General features: G+C 71.1%; 12 protein-coding genes. 3 read left to right on the forward strand and 9 right to left on the reverse strand.

The window, feature by feature from the left end:
• The first annotated feature begins 30 nt into the window (after nt 1-30).
• Complete coding sequence (locus ACFXMF_RS13375; protein WP_360310094.1) at nt 31-912, forward strand: methyltransferase domain-containing protein; 882 nt, start codon at nt 31-33, stop codon at nt 910-912.
• A 12-nt stretch (nt 913-924) separates the two neighbouring features.
• Here ACFXMF_RS13375 and ACFXMF_RS13380 read toward each other — a convergent pair whose 3' ends face one another.
• From ACFXMF_RS13380 to ACFXMF_RS13415, 8 genes are all read right to left on the reverse strand, one after another.
• Nucleotides 925-1,470, reverse strand: a complete 546-nt coding sequence (locus ACFXMF_RS13380; protein ID WP_380017721.1) for a hypothetical protein — start codon at nt 1,468-1,470, stop codon at nt 925-927.
• Nucleotides 1,467-3,059: an alkaline phosphatase D family protein gene (locus ACFXMF_RS13385; protein WP_379988976.1), complete on the reverse strand. Its 1,593-nt coding sequence runs from the start codon at nt 3,057-3,059 to the stop codon at nt 1,467-1,469. The genes ACFXMF_RS13380 and ACFXMF_RS13385 overlap by 4 nt, the downstream gene beginning before the upstream one ends.
• Nucleotides 3,060-3,341: 282 nt before the next feature.
• The gene (locus tag ACFXMF_RS13390; RefSeq protein ID WP_360310089.1) at nt 3,342-3,800 is read right to left on the reverse strand and encodes a nuclear transport factor 2 family protein; all 459 of its coding nucleotides are present in this window, start codon (nt 3,798-3,800) and stop codon (nt 3,342-3,344) included.
• 147 nt (nt 3,801-3,947) lie between these two features.
• Nucleotides 3,948-5,474: an ABC transporter substrate-binding protein gene (locus ACFXMF_RS13395; protein WP_379988974.1), complete on the reverse strand. Its 1,527-nt coding sequence runs from the start codon at nt 5,472-5,474 to the stop codon at nt 3,948-3,950.
• Between the two features lie 654 nt (nt 5,475-6,128).
• The gene (locus ACFXMF_RS13400; RefSeq protein WP_360310085.1) at nt 6,129-7,115 is read right to left on the reverse strand and encodes an acyl-CoA dehydrogenase family protein; all 987 of its coding nucleotides are present in this window, start codon (nt 7,113-7,115) and stop codon (nt 6,129-6,131) included.
• Nucleotides 7,112-8,275 carry an acyl-CoA dehydrogenase family protein gene (locus ACFXMF_RS13405; protein ID WP_379988973.1) on the reverse strand — a complete coding sequence of 388 codons (1,164 nt, stop codon included), beginning with the start codon at nt 8,273-8,275 and terminating at the stop codon, nt 7,112-7,114. The genes ACFXMF_RS13400 and ACFXMF_RS13405 overlap by 4 nt, the downstream gene beginning before the upstream one ends.
• Nucleotide 8,276: 1 nt before the next feature.
• Nucleotides 8,277-9,065 carry an enoyl-CoA hydratase-related protein gene (locus ACFXMF_RS13410; protein WP_360310081.1) on the reverse strand — a complete coding sequence of 263 codons (789 nt, stop codon included), beginning with the start codon at nt 9,063-9,065 and terminating at the stop codon, nt 8,277-8,279.
• 73 nt (nt 9,066-9,138) lie between these two features.
• Nucleotides 9,139-10,248 (reverse strand): zinc-binding dehydrogenase, encoded by a 1,110-nt coding sequence (locus tag ACFXMF_RS13415; protein ID WP_360310079.1) that lies wholly within the window; start codon nt 10,246-10,248, stop codon nt 9,139-9,141.
• Nucleotides 10,249-10,364: 116 nt separating this feature from the next.
• On the opposite strand from ACFXMF_RS13415, the gene ACFXMF_RS13420 reads away from it, so the two are divergent.
• Nucleotides 10,365-11,771 carry an aldehyde dehydrogenase family protein gene (locus ACFXMF_RS13420; protein WP_360310077.1) on the forward strand — a complete coding sequence of 469 codons (1,407 nt, stop codon included), beginning with the start codon at nt 10,365-10,367 and terminating at the stop codon, nt 11,769-11,771.
• A gap of 52 nt (nt 11,772-11,823) precedes the next feature.
• Here the strand turns inward: ACFXMF_RS13420 and ACFXMF_RS13425 are convergent, their stop codons facing one another.
• Nucleotides 11,824-12,570 carry an FCD domain-containing protein gene (locus ACFXMF_RS13425; RefSeq protein WP_360310075.1) on the reverse strand — a complete coding sequence of 249 codons (747 nt, stop codon included), beginning with the start codon at nt 12,568-12,570 and terminating at the stop codon, nt 11,824-11,826.
• 530 nt (nt 12,571-13,100) lie between these two features.
• Between ACFXMF_RS13425 and ACFXMF_RS13430 the strand changes: the two genes are divergently transcribed.
• Nucleotides 13,101-14,153 (forward strand): hypothetical protein, encoded by a 1,053-nt coding sequence (locus ACFXMF_RS13430; protein WP_360310073.1) that lies wholly within the window; start codon nt 13,101-13,103, stop codon nt 14,151-14,153.
• Nucleotides 14,154-14,535 lie beyond the last annotated feature (382 nt).

The following is a 14,535-nucleotide window of genomic DNA, read 5'->3' on the forward strand; positions in this document are numbered from 1 at the left end:
GGCCGTGGGTTCGCCACTATCGTGAGCGGCATGGCAGCGGATGAAAGCCTCGAAGGTACACAGACTGCGCCGACCCCCGAGGAGGTGGGCGCCTCGTACGACGAGTTCGGCGACCTCTACAGCCTCATTCTCGGCGACTCCGCCATCCACGTGGGCAGTTGGGCACCGCCCGACGGGCGCGCCCCCGCCTCCAGCCTGCTCGATCTGGCCAATCTCGGTATGGATCAGCAGACCGACCACTACATCGACGCCCTGGGCCTGGGACCCGACGACCACCTGCTCGACATCGGCTGCGGCACCGGTGGTCCCGCCGTCCGGCTGGCCCGCGCAACCGGCGCCCGGGTCACGGGAATCACCGTCAGCAGTTCGCAGATTCCCCTGTGCGAGGCACGCGCCCGGCAGGCGGGTCTCGACGATCGGGTGCGTTTTCGCCTCGGCGATGCCATGAACCTCGGTGCGGAACACGCCGACGAGTCGTACGACGCCGCCTGGGCCATCGACTCGTTCCCGCACATGCACGACCAACTCGCCACACTGCGGCACGCCCTGCGCGTCCTCCGGCCCGGCGGCCGACTGCTGTTCACCGAGTTCACCCAACGCGGGAACCCCACCCCCGAACACCTGGCCGTCTTTCGCGCCGTGTGGACGTCCCTGCCGCCGCAGAACCCGGCCACCCTGCTGAGCCGCACGGCCGAGGCCGGATTCGAACTCGTGCGACTGGAGAACCACACCCAGGACCTGGCGCTGTGCGGCGAAGTGATGGACGTCCTGTATCGCGACAACCACGACCGGATCCTGGCGCGCTACGGTTCCGACACCACGTCCGCCATGGACGACGCCATGCCGAAGCTGCGCGAGTTCGTCCGCGACCACGCCGGATACCACGTCTTCCTGCTCCGAAAGCCCGTGTGAGACGCACGAGCATCACCACACCGACGACGAACCTCTGCGGGGCCGGACCGTCGCGGCGGCGGCCCCGTCGTTCTCGTGTCGATCCCGCGGGTCCGGCGCGGCGGCGGTCCCGAGGCCCTGAACCGTCGACTCGGGCAGGCCGCACAGGCCGGTGATCGACCGACGGCTTGCCGGGACCACGGGCACCGATTCCTCCCGTAGCCGGCGCGCCGCGAAGGCCACCACCCGGGCCGACACGTGCTCCGGCCGGTGCGCGTCGTCCACCAGGCACGGCAGCGGGCGTTCCCGCGCCGACGCGGTGAGCAGATCGAGCAGGCCGCCCCACGGGCGGCGACACCCCGGGTGAGCTCCCGGCGCGAAAGCAAACCGCGCAGGGCGGCCCAGCCCCTCGACACGGGGCACGGCAGCCGCCCCCGGTGCCCGTCCGACGCCCGCCGTCGGGCGGGCACCCACCGGCGTGTTCGCCCGTGAGGTGGGCGACGCGCCGTCGAAGGGCTCACCGGTGGCGAGCGCGCTGCCGTACCCCCGCGCCGGCGTGAAGCCGCCCTGCACGGTCACACCGGCGTGGTCGCGGGCACCATCCGCTTCGTCGCTCCGTCGACGGCGAACGACTTCAGGTGGGTGACCGCGCTGTCCGGCCTGGTACGGTCGGCGATCTTGTACCAGTCCATCTGCACACGTGCGGCGGTCACGTCCAGCACGCCGCAGCCGTTGGATTCGGCTTCGCCCCACTGCAGGTGCGGGTTCAACGCGCGGATCGCGGCGACGATCTGCGCGCCCACCCCGCCGGGGTAAAGCGTGCCGAAGGGCGTCGAGGTAACCGACGTCATCACGAACTGCGAGGCGACCGGCGCCCCTCCCCCGGGCGCCGGGACCTCGCCGGCCCACGAGGAGTGCAGGTCTCCGCTCAGGAAGACGGTGTTGCGCTTGTCGTGCCGGCGCAGGTGGGTGAACAACTCGCTCTGTTCGGCCCGGTAGCCGTCCCACTGGTCGGAGTTGACGGTCACGGGCGCCTCGGGACGTCCGCTGGGCAGCCACCACGGCGCCGCCATGACGGAGCTGACGATCAGATTCCAGCCGGCCGTGCCGCGCGCGAGGCCGTCCTTGAGCCAGCCCATCTGCTCGCGGCCGGTGAGGGTGCGCGCCCGGTCGTCGAGGCCGGCGGTGTCGGTCGCCGCGACCTGCCGGGAGCGGAAGCTGCGCAGGTCGAGCATGGTCAGGTCGGCGAGGGTGCCGAAGGACAGCCGACGCTGCGTGGAACCGGGCACCGCCCGGCGTACCGGCAGCCACTCGAAGTACGCCTGTTTCGCCGCCGCGAGGCGGTCCGCCCAACTCCCGTCGGAGGCCGGATCGTGCTCGTCCGCGCCGCCGGACCACCACCCGCTGCATACGTCGTGATCGTCCCACGTGGCGATGATCGGTGCCGCGGCGTGCATCGCCTGAAGGTCGGGGTCGGTGCGGTACCGGCCGTGCCGGGCGCGGTAGTCGGCCAACGTACGACACACGACGGGTGGCTCCATGGCGCGGATGTTCCCCGGCTTGGTCGCGAACTCGTAGGTGTAGTCCCCGAGGTGGATCACCGCGTCGAGATCGCCGCGCCGTGCGAGGTGCCGGTAGCCGGCGAAGTGGCCGTTGGCGTAGTTGGTGCACGTCGCGATGCCGAAGCGCAGGCCCCCGATGTCTTGCCGGGCGGCCGGCGCGGTCCTGGTGCGCCCCACCGGCGAGCTGTCGTGGGCGGTGCGGAAGCGGAAGTGGTAGGTGGTGCCGGGGCGCAGGCCGCGCACGTCGACCTGGACGGTGTGGTCGCGGTCGGGGCCGGTGCGGGTTCGACCGGTGCGCACCGGGTGCCGAAAGTCGCGATCGAGGGCGACCTCCCAGAACACGAGGGAGGCCGGGCCGCGCCACGAGCCCGGGCGGCAGTCCGGGTTGGGGGTGACCCGGGTCCAGATGACGACCCCGTCGGGCAGGGGGTCACCGGACGCGACGCCGTGCAGGAACGTCGCCCCCTTCGCGACGCTCACCGCCTCGGGCTCGTCGACCCCGGCGGCCCGGGCTGCGGGGGCTGCTGCGACGACACCGGCGGCGACCGCGCCGGAGGCGGCCGTGATGCGGACGAAGTCGCGGCGGTGCAGGGGAGTTCCCATCATGCGTTCCTTCGAAGGTGTGGTATGGCCGAGGTGGGACCGGATCGTGGCAAGGAGGTCGGGAAACCTGCTTGGCCTTGGGAAGGAAACCGGATCGTGGCAAGGAGGTCGAGAAACCTGCTTTGCCTTCGGAAGGGGCGGGAGTGGAGCCCGGGTTGCCGACGAGGCACGACGAGACGCTGCGCCCGTGGCCCGCCGAACCGCCGGCGCCGCCCAGGCGGCGGGACCCGACGGCGTATCACCGAAGCACGTCGTCCGTCGGTCCCGGGACGGGCTCCTACGAAGTCAGGAATCGACCGAACGCTCGGCGAAGGCAACGGAGTCGACCGTGTCGAGCACGACGTGTACGACGGCGAATCGGTAGGCATCGCCTTCTCGGCGAACCACGGCCCGCACGATGCCGCTCGCCACCGCCGAAGGCAGTTGTCCGACGATCTGTGTGACGTGGATGTACGAGGTGATCGAGACCTCCTGGTCCGTCTCGCCGTCGACGTGGATGTTGGTGCCGTTGTGGCGCAGCGGGTACGGGCTGGCGAGGCGGTGTTCCCGCTGCCAGGCCAACACCTTGTCGCGCCCGCGGTTGTCGGAGGCGATGAAGGCTTCATAGGGATGCTTGCCGGTGTCGGTACGGGAGGTGAACCACGTGTCCCGGGTGAACATCTGCGGCCAGATGTCGAAGTGTCCCTCGTCGTAGACGTACCACCAGCGATGCATGAGTTCGTGGACTGCGAGGCGGTCGTGCATGTTTGTCCTTCTCCTTGTCTCCGGGGGCGCGTTGGCGTGAAAACGTCGTGAAGACGTCGCCGCGGAAGGCGGGTTGGGGCTTGCCGCCGGCGAGGCGCGGTGCGATCGGCCGCGGCGTGGACGACGGGACGAGCCCGCGCCGATTCCTCAGCCGGTCAGGGCGAGTTCACCGGGCAGATAGGTGCCGTCGTTGACCTGGACCACGCCCGTGACCTTCGCGTGCGCGATCACCGCGACGGTGGCCTGCGCATAGACCCAGTAGGGGAGTTCGCGTGAGAGGATCCGTTGGACCTCGGTGTACGCCTGCCGGCGCACCACCTCGTCCTGGCTGGTCCGCGCTCGGGTCAGGGCCGCGTCGATCTCGGGACTGCGTAGGCCGGCGTAGTTCTGGGGGCTCTGGGAGTGCACGAGGTTGTGGAGGTTGGGCTCGGGGTGCGCCCACCATTGTTGTGACAGGGTCGCCTGGAAGTCGCGTTGGATGCTGTACCGCGTGGCGTAGGCGGAGTAGTCCAGGCTCTCGATGCTCATCCGGACCCCGCGGAACTCGTTGAGTCGGCTTTGGAAGTATTCCGCGACCTGCATCGAGCTGCGGCTCTGGGGGACGAGATACCCGAAGGTCATCGGTTTGCCCTCGGCCGCGAGTTGGTCGAACAGGCGCTGTGCCTCCGCCTTGTCGGGTCGTGGCTGGTCCACGCCCGGAGAGACGAACGGATTCCGGGACGGCGAGAGCCCGAGCGCCGGCACGTATCCGTTGCGCAGGGTCTTCGCCATGTCGGCCGGGTCGAGTGCGAGCGCGACGGCACGACGTGCTCGCGCATCGTCGAACGGGGGGCGAGTCGTGTTGAAGGTGACGAACTGCCCACCACCCGAGACTACTTCGTCGACATCGAGCTTCTCGGTCCGCGCCCGTTGGATGTTCGCGCCGTTGGACGAGTTCACCAGTTGCGCCTGGCCGGAGGCGATGTTGGTGAGTTGTTGGCTCTCCTCCGCGACCACGTCGAAGATGATGCGGTCCAGGTACGGGCGGGCGGGTCCGCCCCAGTACGTCGGGTTCTTGACCATCGTCATCCGGCTGCCGCGGACCCAGGTCTGGAGCTTGAACGGGCCGGCGCCGACGGGCTTGGCACCGAAACCCTTCGGGTCCGCGCGGTACGCGGTCGGCGAGACGATCCAGTTGAGTTCCTGGGCGATCACCCGGTCGAAGAAGGTGTTGGGTTCCGGCAGCTTCACCGTGAGGGTGAGCGGGTCGGCCACGGTCAGGGTCAATCCCGACGCCGCGAGCATGCGATAGGACCGAACGGCGGGATCGGCCTGGGTCTGCCAACTGAACTTCACCGCCTCCGCGTCGAAGGCGGAGCCGTCGGTGAAGGTGACCCCGGAACGAACCTTGACCGTCCACTCGGACGGATTGCCCGGCGTCATGGCGACGGACTCGGCCAACTGCGGTCGCAGGGCGCCGCTCTTGGCGTCGATGTACACGAGGCCGTCGTAGAGGGCGTCCAGGCGCGGCGAGTCGGCCAGGGCGGATTTGAGCGCCGTGAACGGGTCGAGGGTCGCCGCGTCCTGGAGGCTGTCCACGACGATGCTGCCGCCGGATCGTGGCGGGCCGTCGGCGGCACGGTTCGCCTCGCCACTCGATCCGCAACCGGCGACGAGTGCGGCGGCGGCGGTCACGGCGGCCCACAACCTCGCGCGGTTGCGGGAGCCTGGGGCGGGAGTCCGGGGGGTGACTCCGGTGCGTCTCCTGAGCACGAGCTTCCTCTCGTCGGAAGAGAACACGGCGACTGTCGGGCCGTCGCGGGGTGTCGCATCGCCGGCAGCACGCGCGGCGGCGCATATTCGGACAACTGATCGGGGATCGGCCGCTTCGGACCGTCGACACCCGGGATCGCGCCTTGAGTGTGGACCGAACAATTGCGATAGTCCAGTACACAAATCCCACGACGTCGCTCGGTGCATCGAATTTGCGTAGGCATTACTCTATGTGCGCTCGCCAAGGTGGCCCGACGAAACGCACGGATGGGGCGACGGCCGTGGCGCCTCCCCGACCGGCGCTCCGGGCGACCGGCGAGCAACGTCCCGATCCACCGGAGGTCGCGCCCGTGGATGGACGACGCGGTCGGTGTCCGGCAGGTTCTCGCGTGCGGCGGCGGGGGCGGTGCGGTGTCGGATTGCGGCCGACGGACCGGGAGGCGCGACGAGGTGTGCCTCGATGGCGCGGCAGGCCCGAGCGCAGCGCGGCGGAGGAGGGGTGGTGCCTCGCGGGGTGGTCGGCGGCGGTGGGACCGACCAGTGGGTGGGGTGGCGTGCGGTGGCCGAGCGGGGTGTTCAGCCGGTGAGCCGTTCCCACAGGTCGAGTTCCCCGCCGTCGGTCGCGTGGGCGCCCAGGAGCCGGGCCCAGGATTCCTCGTCGCCGTACTCGTCGCGCCAGGCCCACAGCCGGGTGGTGAGGGGGTGCAGGCCGTACTCGCGGGTGACGCCCATCGCCCCGTGGAGTTGGTGGGCGAGCCTGGCGACGGTGTCGGCGGCCTCCGCGGCGACGACGCGGGCGACCGCCGCGGCGGCGAGCAGGGTTTCGGGGCCCGCGGTGCCGGCGTGCAGGTCCACCGCGCGGTCCACGGCGGCGTTCACCTGGAGCCCGGTGACCTTCATGGTCGCGAGAGAGCCGGCGACGGCGGGGATGTCGATGAGGGGGCGCCCGAACTGCCGGCGTTCCTTGACGTACGAGCGCGTCAGTTCGTATGCTCCCGCGCACGCTCCCGCCAGGGCCGCGGCGCGCAGCGTGGCGATCCGGGCTCGGATCACGTCCGCGTCGGGTGCCCCGGCGAGGTGGGCGAGGGGGATGTCACCCGGGTCGACGGCGTCGCGCGGTTCCCCGGCCAGGTTGGCCCCCTCCCCCACCACGACCCGCCGCCCGGCGAGGTCGACGTAGCGAACCACGTCGTCCGAGCCGACCACGACCAGGCCGGTCGCGCGGCGGCCCCAGGGCACGGCCGGGTACGGGCCGCCCACCCCGGGAACGCCGCCGAACACGACCGCCAGGGGCCCGCCCGCGGGCAACGGCCGGCCGGCGCAGGTCAACGCCCAGGCGGCCACGGCGTGTTCGGCGACCGGCACGGACGCCGCCCGGTGCGCGAAGCGGCGTACCACGGTGGCCAGGTCGGCGACGTCGCCGCCGGAACCGCCGTCGCCCTCGGGGACGCCGATGGTGTGCAGGCCCAGACCGACGACGGTGTCCCACAGCCGGTCGGGGTCACCGGGCCCGGCGGTGATGTCGTCGACGAGGTCGCGCAATTCGGCGTGGACGTCTTTCACGTGCGGGTCTCCTGTTTGGCGATCAGGGACAGCAGCACGTCGGCGGCGCCCCCTCGGATGGTGAAACCCGGCGAGGCGAGCAGCGCCTGGTCGAACGCGGCCCGCAGGGCCGGGTCCGGGATGCGCCGACACACGCGGCGCGCGAAGTCGACCACGTCGTTCTCGAAGGCGTTGCCGAGGTACTTGAGCGTGGCGGCCTCGACCGTCGGCGCCCGGCCCTCGTCCACCTGCCGGGCGACCCGCAGCGCGAGCCGACGCAACGTGGCCAGGCGCGCGGTCAGCCTCCCCAGGTCGACGCGCAGGTCACGCGCGTGCGGGGGGTCGCCCGCGAGAGCCTCCACGCACCCGGCCAGCAGGGGATACGTCGACAGGACACGTTCGGGGCCGCCGCGTTCGAACGCCAGTTGCTCCACGACCTGGCGCCAGCCCTCGCCGACGGTCCCGAGCAGGCGGTGGGCGGGTACGTGGACGTCGGTGAAGGTGATCTCGTTGAAGTGGTGCTCGCCCGCGAGGTCGACGATGGGGGTGACCTCGATGCCGGCGGTGTCCATGTCGACGACGAACTCGGTGAGGCCCTGATGCCTGCGTTCGGTACGCGCGGTGCGAGCGAGCAGGTAGATGTGGGTGGCGTGATGGGCGCCGGTGGTCCACGTCTTGCGGCCGTTGACCCGCCATCCGCCGGGCACCGCCTCCGCCGTGGTACGAACGGCGGCGAGGTCGGATCCGGCGTCGGGTTCGCTCATGCCCAGGCAGAAGACGGCCTCGGCGCGGGCGATCGGCGGCAGTATCTCGGCGCGCAGCTCCGGGCTGCCGTAACGCAGGACGGCGGGGCCGATCTGGCGTTCGCCGATCCAGTGGGCGGCCACCGGCGCGCCGGCGCGCAGGAGTTCCTCGGTGACGGCGAGCCGGGCGACCTGGCCGAGGCCGGCGCCGTACTCGGTGGGCCAAGCGAGGCCGAGCAGGCCGCGCCGGGCGAGTTCGCGGCTGAAGTCGGGGGCGAAGCCGCGCATCCAGTTGTCGCTGCGCGGGGTGTAGCGGCCCTGGACGCGCCATTGGGCGGTGAGGTCGCGAACCTCGCGGCGCAGGTCCGCGACGGCGGTGCCGGTCGCGGGGCGGCCGCCCGCCGCGGCGGTCGTCTCGCGTGCCCGTGTGGTGGTCATCTCACTTCCCCGTGTAGTCGCCGGGGCGGCGGGTGCGGAAGGCGTCCATCGCCTCGCGGGAGTCGGCCGTGGAGGTCATCACGGCCTGGTGGGAGGAGATCAGGTCGAGCGCGGTGCGCAGGTCCTGACGTTCGCCCGCGCGTACGGCGCGCTTGATCAGTTGCACGGCCAACGGCGGGCGGGCGGCGAGCTTGAGGGCGAACCGGCGTGCCTCGTCCCGGAGTCGGTCGTCGGGATGGACGGCGCTGACCAGGCCGAGGGCGAGCGCTTCCGGGGCTTCGACGAAGTCGGCGGTCCACAGCAGGCGCAGGGCGGTGGCGGTGCCGACGATGCGGGGCAGGTACCAGCAGCCGCCGTCGCCGGGGACGAGGCCGACGCGGACGTAGCCCTCGCAGAAGCGGGCCGATTCGCCCGCTATCCGGATGTCGGCCATCAGCGCCATGTCCATGCCCGCGCCGACGGCCGCGCCGGCCACGACCGCGAGGTAGGGCTTGGTCAGTGCCTCTGCGGCGAAAGCCACCTGGTGGATGCGGGACATGAGCTGCTGCTCGGCCAGGGGGGTGCGCTCGCGCTCGGCGAAGGCGTCCAGGTCCACCCCCGAACAGAAGGTGCCGCCCGCGCCGGTGACGACGACCACCCGCACCTCGGGGTCGGCCTCGGCTCTGCGCAGGGCCTCGGCCCAGGCGTCCACCATCTCCAGGGTGAAAGCGTTCTTGTGGTGCGGGCGGTCGAGGGTGATGGTGGCGATGTGGTCGGCGAGGGAGTAGTCGAGTCCGGTGGGGCTGCTCATCGAGTCCTCGGGTTCGGGATGGGTTCGCGGGTTCGGTTGCACCGGTTGCACCGGTTGCGGCGGTGGGCGGCGGTCAGGGCACGATCGCGGCGCGCACGACGTCGCGGTGGTCGGCGGCCCGGAACGCTTCGTTGATGGCGTCCAGGGGGAAGACGGTGCTTTCGGTGAACCGCTTGGGCAGGCGGTCGTGCACGGTCTCGAGGAAGTGCAGGCTCTTGCCCAGTGCGGAGGGTTCGTACAGGGAGACGCCGATGACGCTCTTGTTGGTCATGGTCAGTCGGGACGGGTCGGCCTCGTAGGTACGCTTCGCGCTGATGTTGCCGACGCTGAGGTAGCGGCCGAAGCGGCCGAGCATGCGGATGCCCTCGTCGACGACGGCCGGTGACCCGACGAGTTCGACCACGACGTCGGCGCCGCCGTCGGTGAGTGCCTGGATCTTCTTGATCCGGGATCGCGCGTCGGTCTCGGCGGTGATGTCGACGGTGGCGTCGGCGCCCATTTCGCGGGCGAGTTCGAGGCGTTCGGCAACGGCGTCGAGGACGATCACGGTGCGGGCGCCGCGGGCCTTGGCCAGGGCGGTGGCGTACAGGCCCAGGCCGCCGGCGCCCTGGACGACGACGGTCTCGCCGAAGCCCAGTTGTGCGCGATCGAGACTGTACATCACCTGCGACAGCGCACAGTTGGCGCCGGAGACGACCTCGTCGGAGAGCGTGTCGGGCACCGTGTAGAGCAACGCGCCCGGCGGCAGGACGAAGTAGTCGCCGAACGCGCCGACGTAGTAGGGCGGTTCGGCGGCACTGGTGAGCATGGCCATGCGCAGCCGGGTGCAGCCGGCGCTGCGTCCGGAGACGCAGTACCGGCAGACGTGGCAACTGAAGAAGTACGGGAAGACGACGCGCGTCCCCGGTTCCAGGGGTTTGCCGTCGGTGTCGCGGCCGGTGCCCTCGCCGAGGGCGGCGACGCGTCCGACCATCTCGTGCCCCAGCACGGTGGGGAGTTTGCCGCCGAGGCCGCGGGTGTCGAAGTTGCCGTGCCAGGCGTGCAGGTCACTGCCGCAGACGTTGGCCCGGGTGACCCGGATCAGGATCTCGCCGGGGAGGATCCCGCGACCGGCGAGCGAGACCTCCCGGATCCCGAACGGCTGCTCCGGTGCGTCGAACCGGGCGATGCGTCCTTCGAACATTGGGTGATCCGCCTCTCGATGCCCGTGCTATCTATGTACATGGAATAGATCATTGACCCGAGAAATCGTCAAGGGCCACCGCCCGCCCGGACACCCCCACCATCGGGAGGACTCTCATGCCACCGACCATCTACCTGGACGGACGCTTCCGCGACTCCTCGTCCCCGGCCACCGTCCCCGTGATCGACCCGACGACCGAACAGGTCTACGACCACGTCCCGCGAGGCACCGCCCGGGACGCGGACGACGCCGTGCTGGCCGCCCGCCGCGCGGCAGACACCTGGGCGGCGACCCCACAGTCCGAGCGCATCGCCCTCGTGCGCACGCTCCGGGACGCGCTCACCGCCCGCGCCGACGAGCTGACCTCGGCCGCGGTGCGCGATGTCGGCACCCCGGTACGCATGGCCGGTCCGCTGCAGACGATGTTGCCGATCGGCGCCGTGACCGACTTCCTGGCCGCGGCGGAGGGCATCGAGGAACCCCATGGGGTCGCGAACTCGCTGGTGCACCGCCGGCCCGTCGGCGTGGTCGTGGCCATCACCCCCTGGAACTATCCACTGCTCCAGATCGTGGCCAAGGTCGTGCCCGCGCTGCTGAGCGGCTCACCGGTCGTCCTCAAGCCGAGCGAGGTCGCCCCGCTGGTCCCGCACCTGCTCGCCGAGGCGGTGGACGCGGCCGGTTTCCCGCCCGGGGTGTTCAATCTGGTGTCCGGCCTCGGCCTCGAAATCGGCGACGCGCTGGTACGCCACCCCGAGGTGGACATGGTCTCCTTCACCGGCTCCACGGCGGCCGGCCGGGCCGTGCACGCCGCGGCCGGGCTCAAGCGCGTACAGCTCGAACTGGGCGGCAAGTCCGCTACCTTGGTACTGCCCGGCGCCGACGCGGTCGCGGCCGCGCGGGCCACCGTGAACAGTTGCTTCCTCAACTCCGGCCAGACCTGCCTCGCGCTGACCCGCCTGGTGGTGCACCGTTCGCTCTACCGCGAGGCGGTGGAGGCGGCCACCGCCACCGCCGCCCGCTTCACCCTCGGTGATCCCGCCGACCCGGCCACCAAGCAGGGGCCACTGATCTCGGCCGCCCAGCGCGACCGCGTCCGCGGATTCATCGAGCGCGCCGGCGCCGACGGCGCCCGGCTCACCGTCGGCGGCGCGCACGCGCCGGACGGCCTCGAACGCGGGTTCTTCGTGCGCCCGACCGTGTTCGCCGACGTCGCGCCGGAGTCGGAACTCGGGCAGGAGGAGGTCTTCGGACCCGTCCTGGCCATCACCCCCTACGACGACGTCGACGAAGGCATCCGGATCGCCGACGGCACCCGATACGGCCTCTCCGGCGCGGTGTGGGGCCCGGACCGGGAGAGCGCCGCCGCCGTGGCGCTGCGGCTGCGCACCGGGCAGGTCGACGTCAACGGCGGGCGCTTCCACACCGCCGCCCCCTTCGGCGGCGTGAAGTGCTCCGGACGCGGCCGCGAGTTCGGCCGCGCGGGGCTGGAGGAGTACTACGAACTGCAGTCGCTGCAACTGTGACGGTGGCCGGCCCCGGCACGTCGGGCGCGGCCGGGGCCCGGGTCGCGAGACCTCAATACGTCCACTCGACCGGGCGGCCCATCAGGTCCGGGTATCGGCGACGCCAATACCGCTCGGCCTCTTCGAGGTGTTCGCGCATCGCCGCTTCCGCGGCGTCCGGATCGCCCGTCCGCAGGGCCGCCACAATGACCTCGTGGGCCGTCGCCACGGCGGCCTGTTTGCGGGCCGAATAGGTCACGCCCACCCGCACGCCGTCCGCCAGCGCCTTGAGCGAACTGGCGAACACGTCCAGCACGACACTGCGCGCCGCCTCCGCGACCACGGCGTGGAATCGCTGGTTCTGGACGGCGAACACCTGTTGGTCGCCGGGGTTCTCCCGCAGCAGGCGTACCGTCTCGTCGAGTTCGACCACCTGCTCCGCGGTGATCCGCTCCGCCGCCCGCCGGGCGAGCATCGGCTCCAACGCGCGACGGGCGTCCGCGACGTCGCCGAAGGAGGCACCCTCGATCTGGAGCAGGAGACTGAGCGACTCGCCCAGGCTGTCCTTGCGCGGGTGTCGTACGACCGGCCCCCCTCCCGGGCCGCTCTTGAGCACGATCAGACCGCGGGTCTCCAGAAGTCGCAGCGCCTCGCGCACGGTCGGGCGGCCGGCCTCGTAGCGCAGCATCATCTCCTGCTCGTTGGGCAGGCGGTCGCCCTCACGGAGGGCGCCGGTGAGAATCGGCCGCGCCAGGACCTGCGCCAGCCGTTGCGACGCCTTGGGGCCACGCCACGACCTGTCCTCGATGTTCGTGCTCATACCTGCCCGTTCCCCGGCGAACACCGGCAGCACATCCGACTCGACCTATTCCTGTACAGGAAAGACTACCGGGCGGCGCTCCACGCCTCCCGGGCCGATCTCGAACGATCCGGGGTGGCGGGTCGCGCCGACGGATGGCAGGATTTCGCGTATCAGAAACGCAAAATTGATATCCTGGCCACCGACGGCTTCACCCGGATGACCTCGGTCACACGGTCGAGCCCGTTGACCTCGCCTTCCCGTCGTCCTACTGTGCCGGGAACCACCGCCCCCGACGGGCTGCTCCCGGCGTCTCGACCGCCCCGGAATCACCGAACGAACCCGTCGACCCGAACCGCGGGTCGAGGTCCCGCCCGCGTCGACGATCCTCCCGATCCGGGAGCGATCCCCCGCGGCCGGCCCCGTGCGCCGAGCCCGGCGATTCGCCGCACCCGACGAGGAGTCGGCGTGACGCGGGGCGGAATTTGTGTACGGATCAAGTATTCGCAGGCGGCCACCGAGCGTCGGCCGCCCGGAAAGGACAACACACGATGAGCCGGACACTGACACAGCTCAACGACATCCTGCGCCCGGTGGCCCCGCCCAGAGTCGTGGAGGGTGTGTACACCGACGACCAGCACCGCCGGATCCTCGACGTCCTCAAGCAGCACGGCCCGTGGCGGACGATCATCGCCCAGACCTTCGACTCGATCGAGGAACTGGTCGCCACCTCCAGCGGCCCGGACAACGACCAGGTCCTCGACCTCACGCTCGACGACGTCGCCGGCGCCCACTTCCGCGGGTTCTTCGCCCAGAACTCCACGGTGCTGTACCCGGAGTTGGCGGACTGCTTCTACAACTCCCGTTTCCTGGACCTGGCGAAGGCGTACTGGGGCGGCGAGTACGCCCGCCCCACGATGATGCTGTTCAACTTCTGCGGCCCGCACCACAGCGGACTCACCTCGCACCTGGACGCGGTCACCTTCCGCGGCATCCGCTACGAGAACTCCCCCACGTGGCTGATGAACGTCATGGGCCGCTCCGGCCTGTTCACCGACCACCTGGTGAAGATGGCCCAGGTCATCACGTGGTGGTACCTCGGCGAGAACGGCACCTTCACCTACTGGCCCGACGGGCCGCACGGCGAGCCCAAGCGCCTGGACCACCCCCTGTGGAACAAGGGCGTGGTCGTGCAGAACGAGTCGATGTTCCACCGCGGCGACCCGGTGGGCCGCCCCGAGGAGCGCGACACACCCGGCCTGAAGAACCGTTCGCTCCTGGGCTGGGACGCCTCCCGCGAGGACTGGGCGATCACCACCGACGGCGAGGCGATCCGCCGCTACCGGCCCGAGGAGATGCGCCTGCTCGTGCACTGGAACGCCGAGGTCTACGCGGACCACGACGAACTGAAGAAGAACATGGACCACACCGACGACCTCACCCACGACCTCGTCTTCGAACGCCTCCTCGCCGACCTGCGGGCCCGGGGAGTCGAGGTCGCCGAACCCTCGGACCCCATGAACGACAAGGACTTCATCCGCGCCCTCATCGCCACCTACGCGATCGCCCCCACCACCGACTGGGCCACACCGGGCGTGGTCTGACGCGTCCCGCGGAACGCGCGCCCGTCCCGCCCCCTTCCGCAAGGGGCGAACGGGCGCGCGGTGCCGATTCGAGGGATCGCCTGTCCGTTCCACCTCCGCAGCCACCCGCACCGGCATCCGCTGCGGGTGTTTCGTGGACCGGTTACGCCGAAGCGCGACGGCCGGGGTCCGACCACCATGCGGCGGCGTTTCGGCGATTCCACCGGGTGGACCGGGTTGATTTCGAGAGGTCAGTACACAAATTCGTGACCTCGCACGGTCCGATGTTCGGCGGTGGCTCTGGACAGTTGTCGCCCGGGTGGGCATTCTTTTCTCGCTGGACAGCGTGTCTATTGACCATCCTCATTGGTCAGCCGGCGGGAGGTGTCCCGGGCACGGCCGA

Source organism: Embleya sp. NPDC059213 (assembly GCF_042754445.1).
In the GTDB taxonomy this organism is placed as follows: Bacteria; Actinomycetota; Actinomycetes; order Streptomycetales; family Streptomycetaceae; genus Embleya.

What these genes read in the sequence shown, in the direction of transcription:
- ACFXMF_RS13385 (WP_379988976.1), bottom strand. Translation starts at nt 3,059, where the DNA reads ATGATGGGAACTCCCCTGCACCGCCGCGACTTCGTCCGCATCACGGCC.
- ACFXMF_RS13415 (WP_360310079.1), bottom strand. Translation starts at nt 10,248, where the DNA reads ATGTTCGAAGGACGCATCGCCCGGTTCGACGCACCGGAGCAGCCGTTC.
- ACFXMF_RS13420 (WP_360310077.1), top strand. Translation starts at nt 10,365, where the DNA reads ATGCCACCGACCATCTACCTGGACGGACGCTTCCGCGACTCCTCGTCC.
- ACFXMF_RS13425 (WP_360310075.1), bottom strand. Translation starts at nt 12,570, where the DNA reads ATGAGCACGAACATCGAGGACAGGTCGTGGCGTGGCCCCAAGGCGTCG.
- ACFXMF_RS13410 (WP_360310081.1), bottom strand. Translation starts at nt 9,065, where the DNA reads ATGAGCAGCCCCACCGGACTCGACTACTCCCTCGCCGACCACATCGCC.
- ACFXMF_RS13390 (WP_360310089.1), bottom strand. Translation starts at nt 3,800, where the DNA reads ATGCACGACCGCCTCGCAGTCCACGAACTCATGCATCGCTGGTGGTAC.
- ACFXMF_RS13430 (WP_360310073.1), top strand. Translation starts at nt 13,101, where the DNA reads ATGAGCCGGACACTGACACAGCTCAACGACATCCTGCGCCCGGTGGCC.
- ACFXMF_RS13405 (WP_379988973.1), bottom strand. Translation starts at nt 8,275, where the DNA reads ATGACCACCACACGGGCACGCGAGACGACCGCCGCGGCGGGCGGCCGC.
- ACFXMF_RS13375 (WP_360310094.1), top strand. Translation starts at nt 31, where the DNA reads ATGGCAGCGGATGAAAGCCTCGAAGGTACACAGACTGCGCCGACCCCC.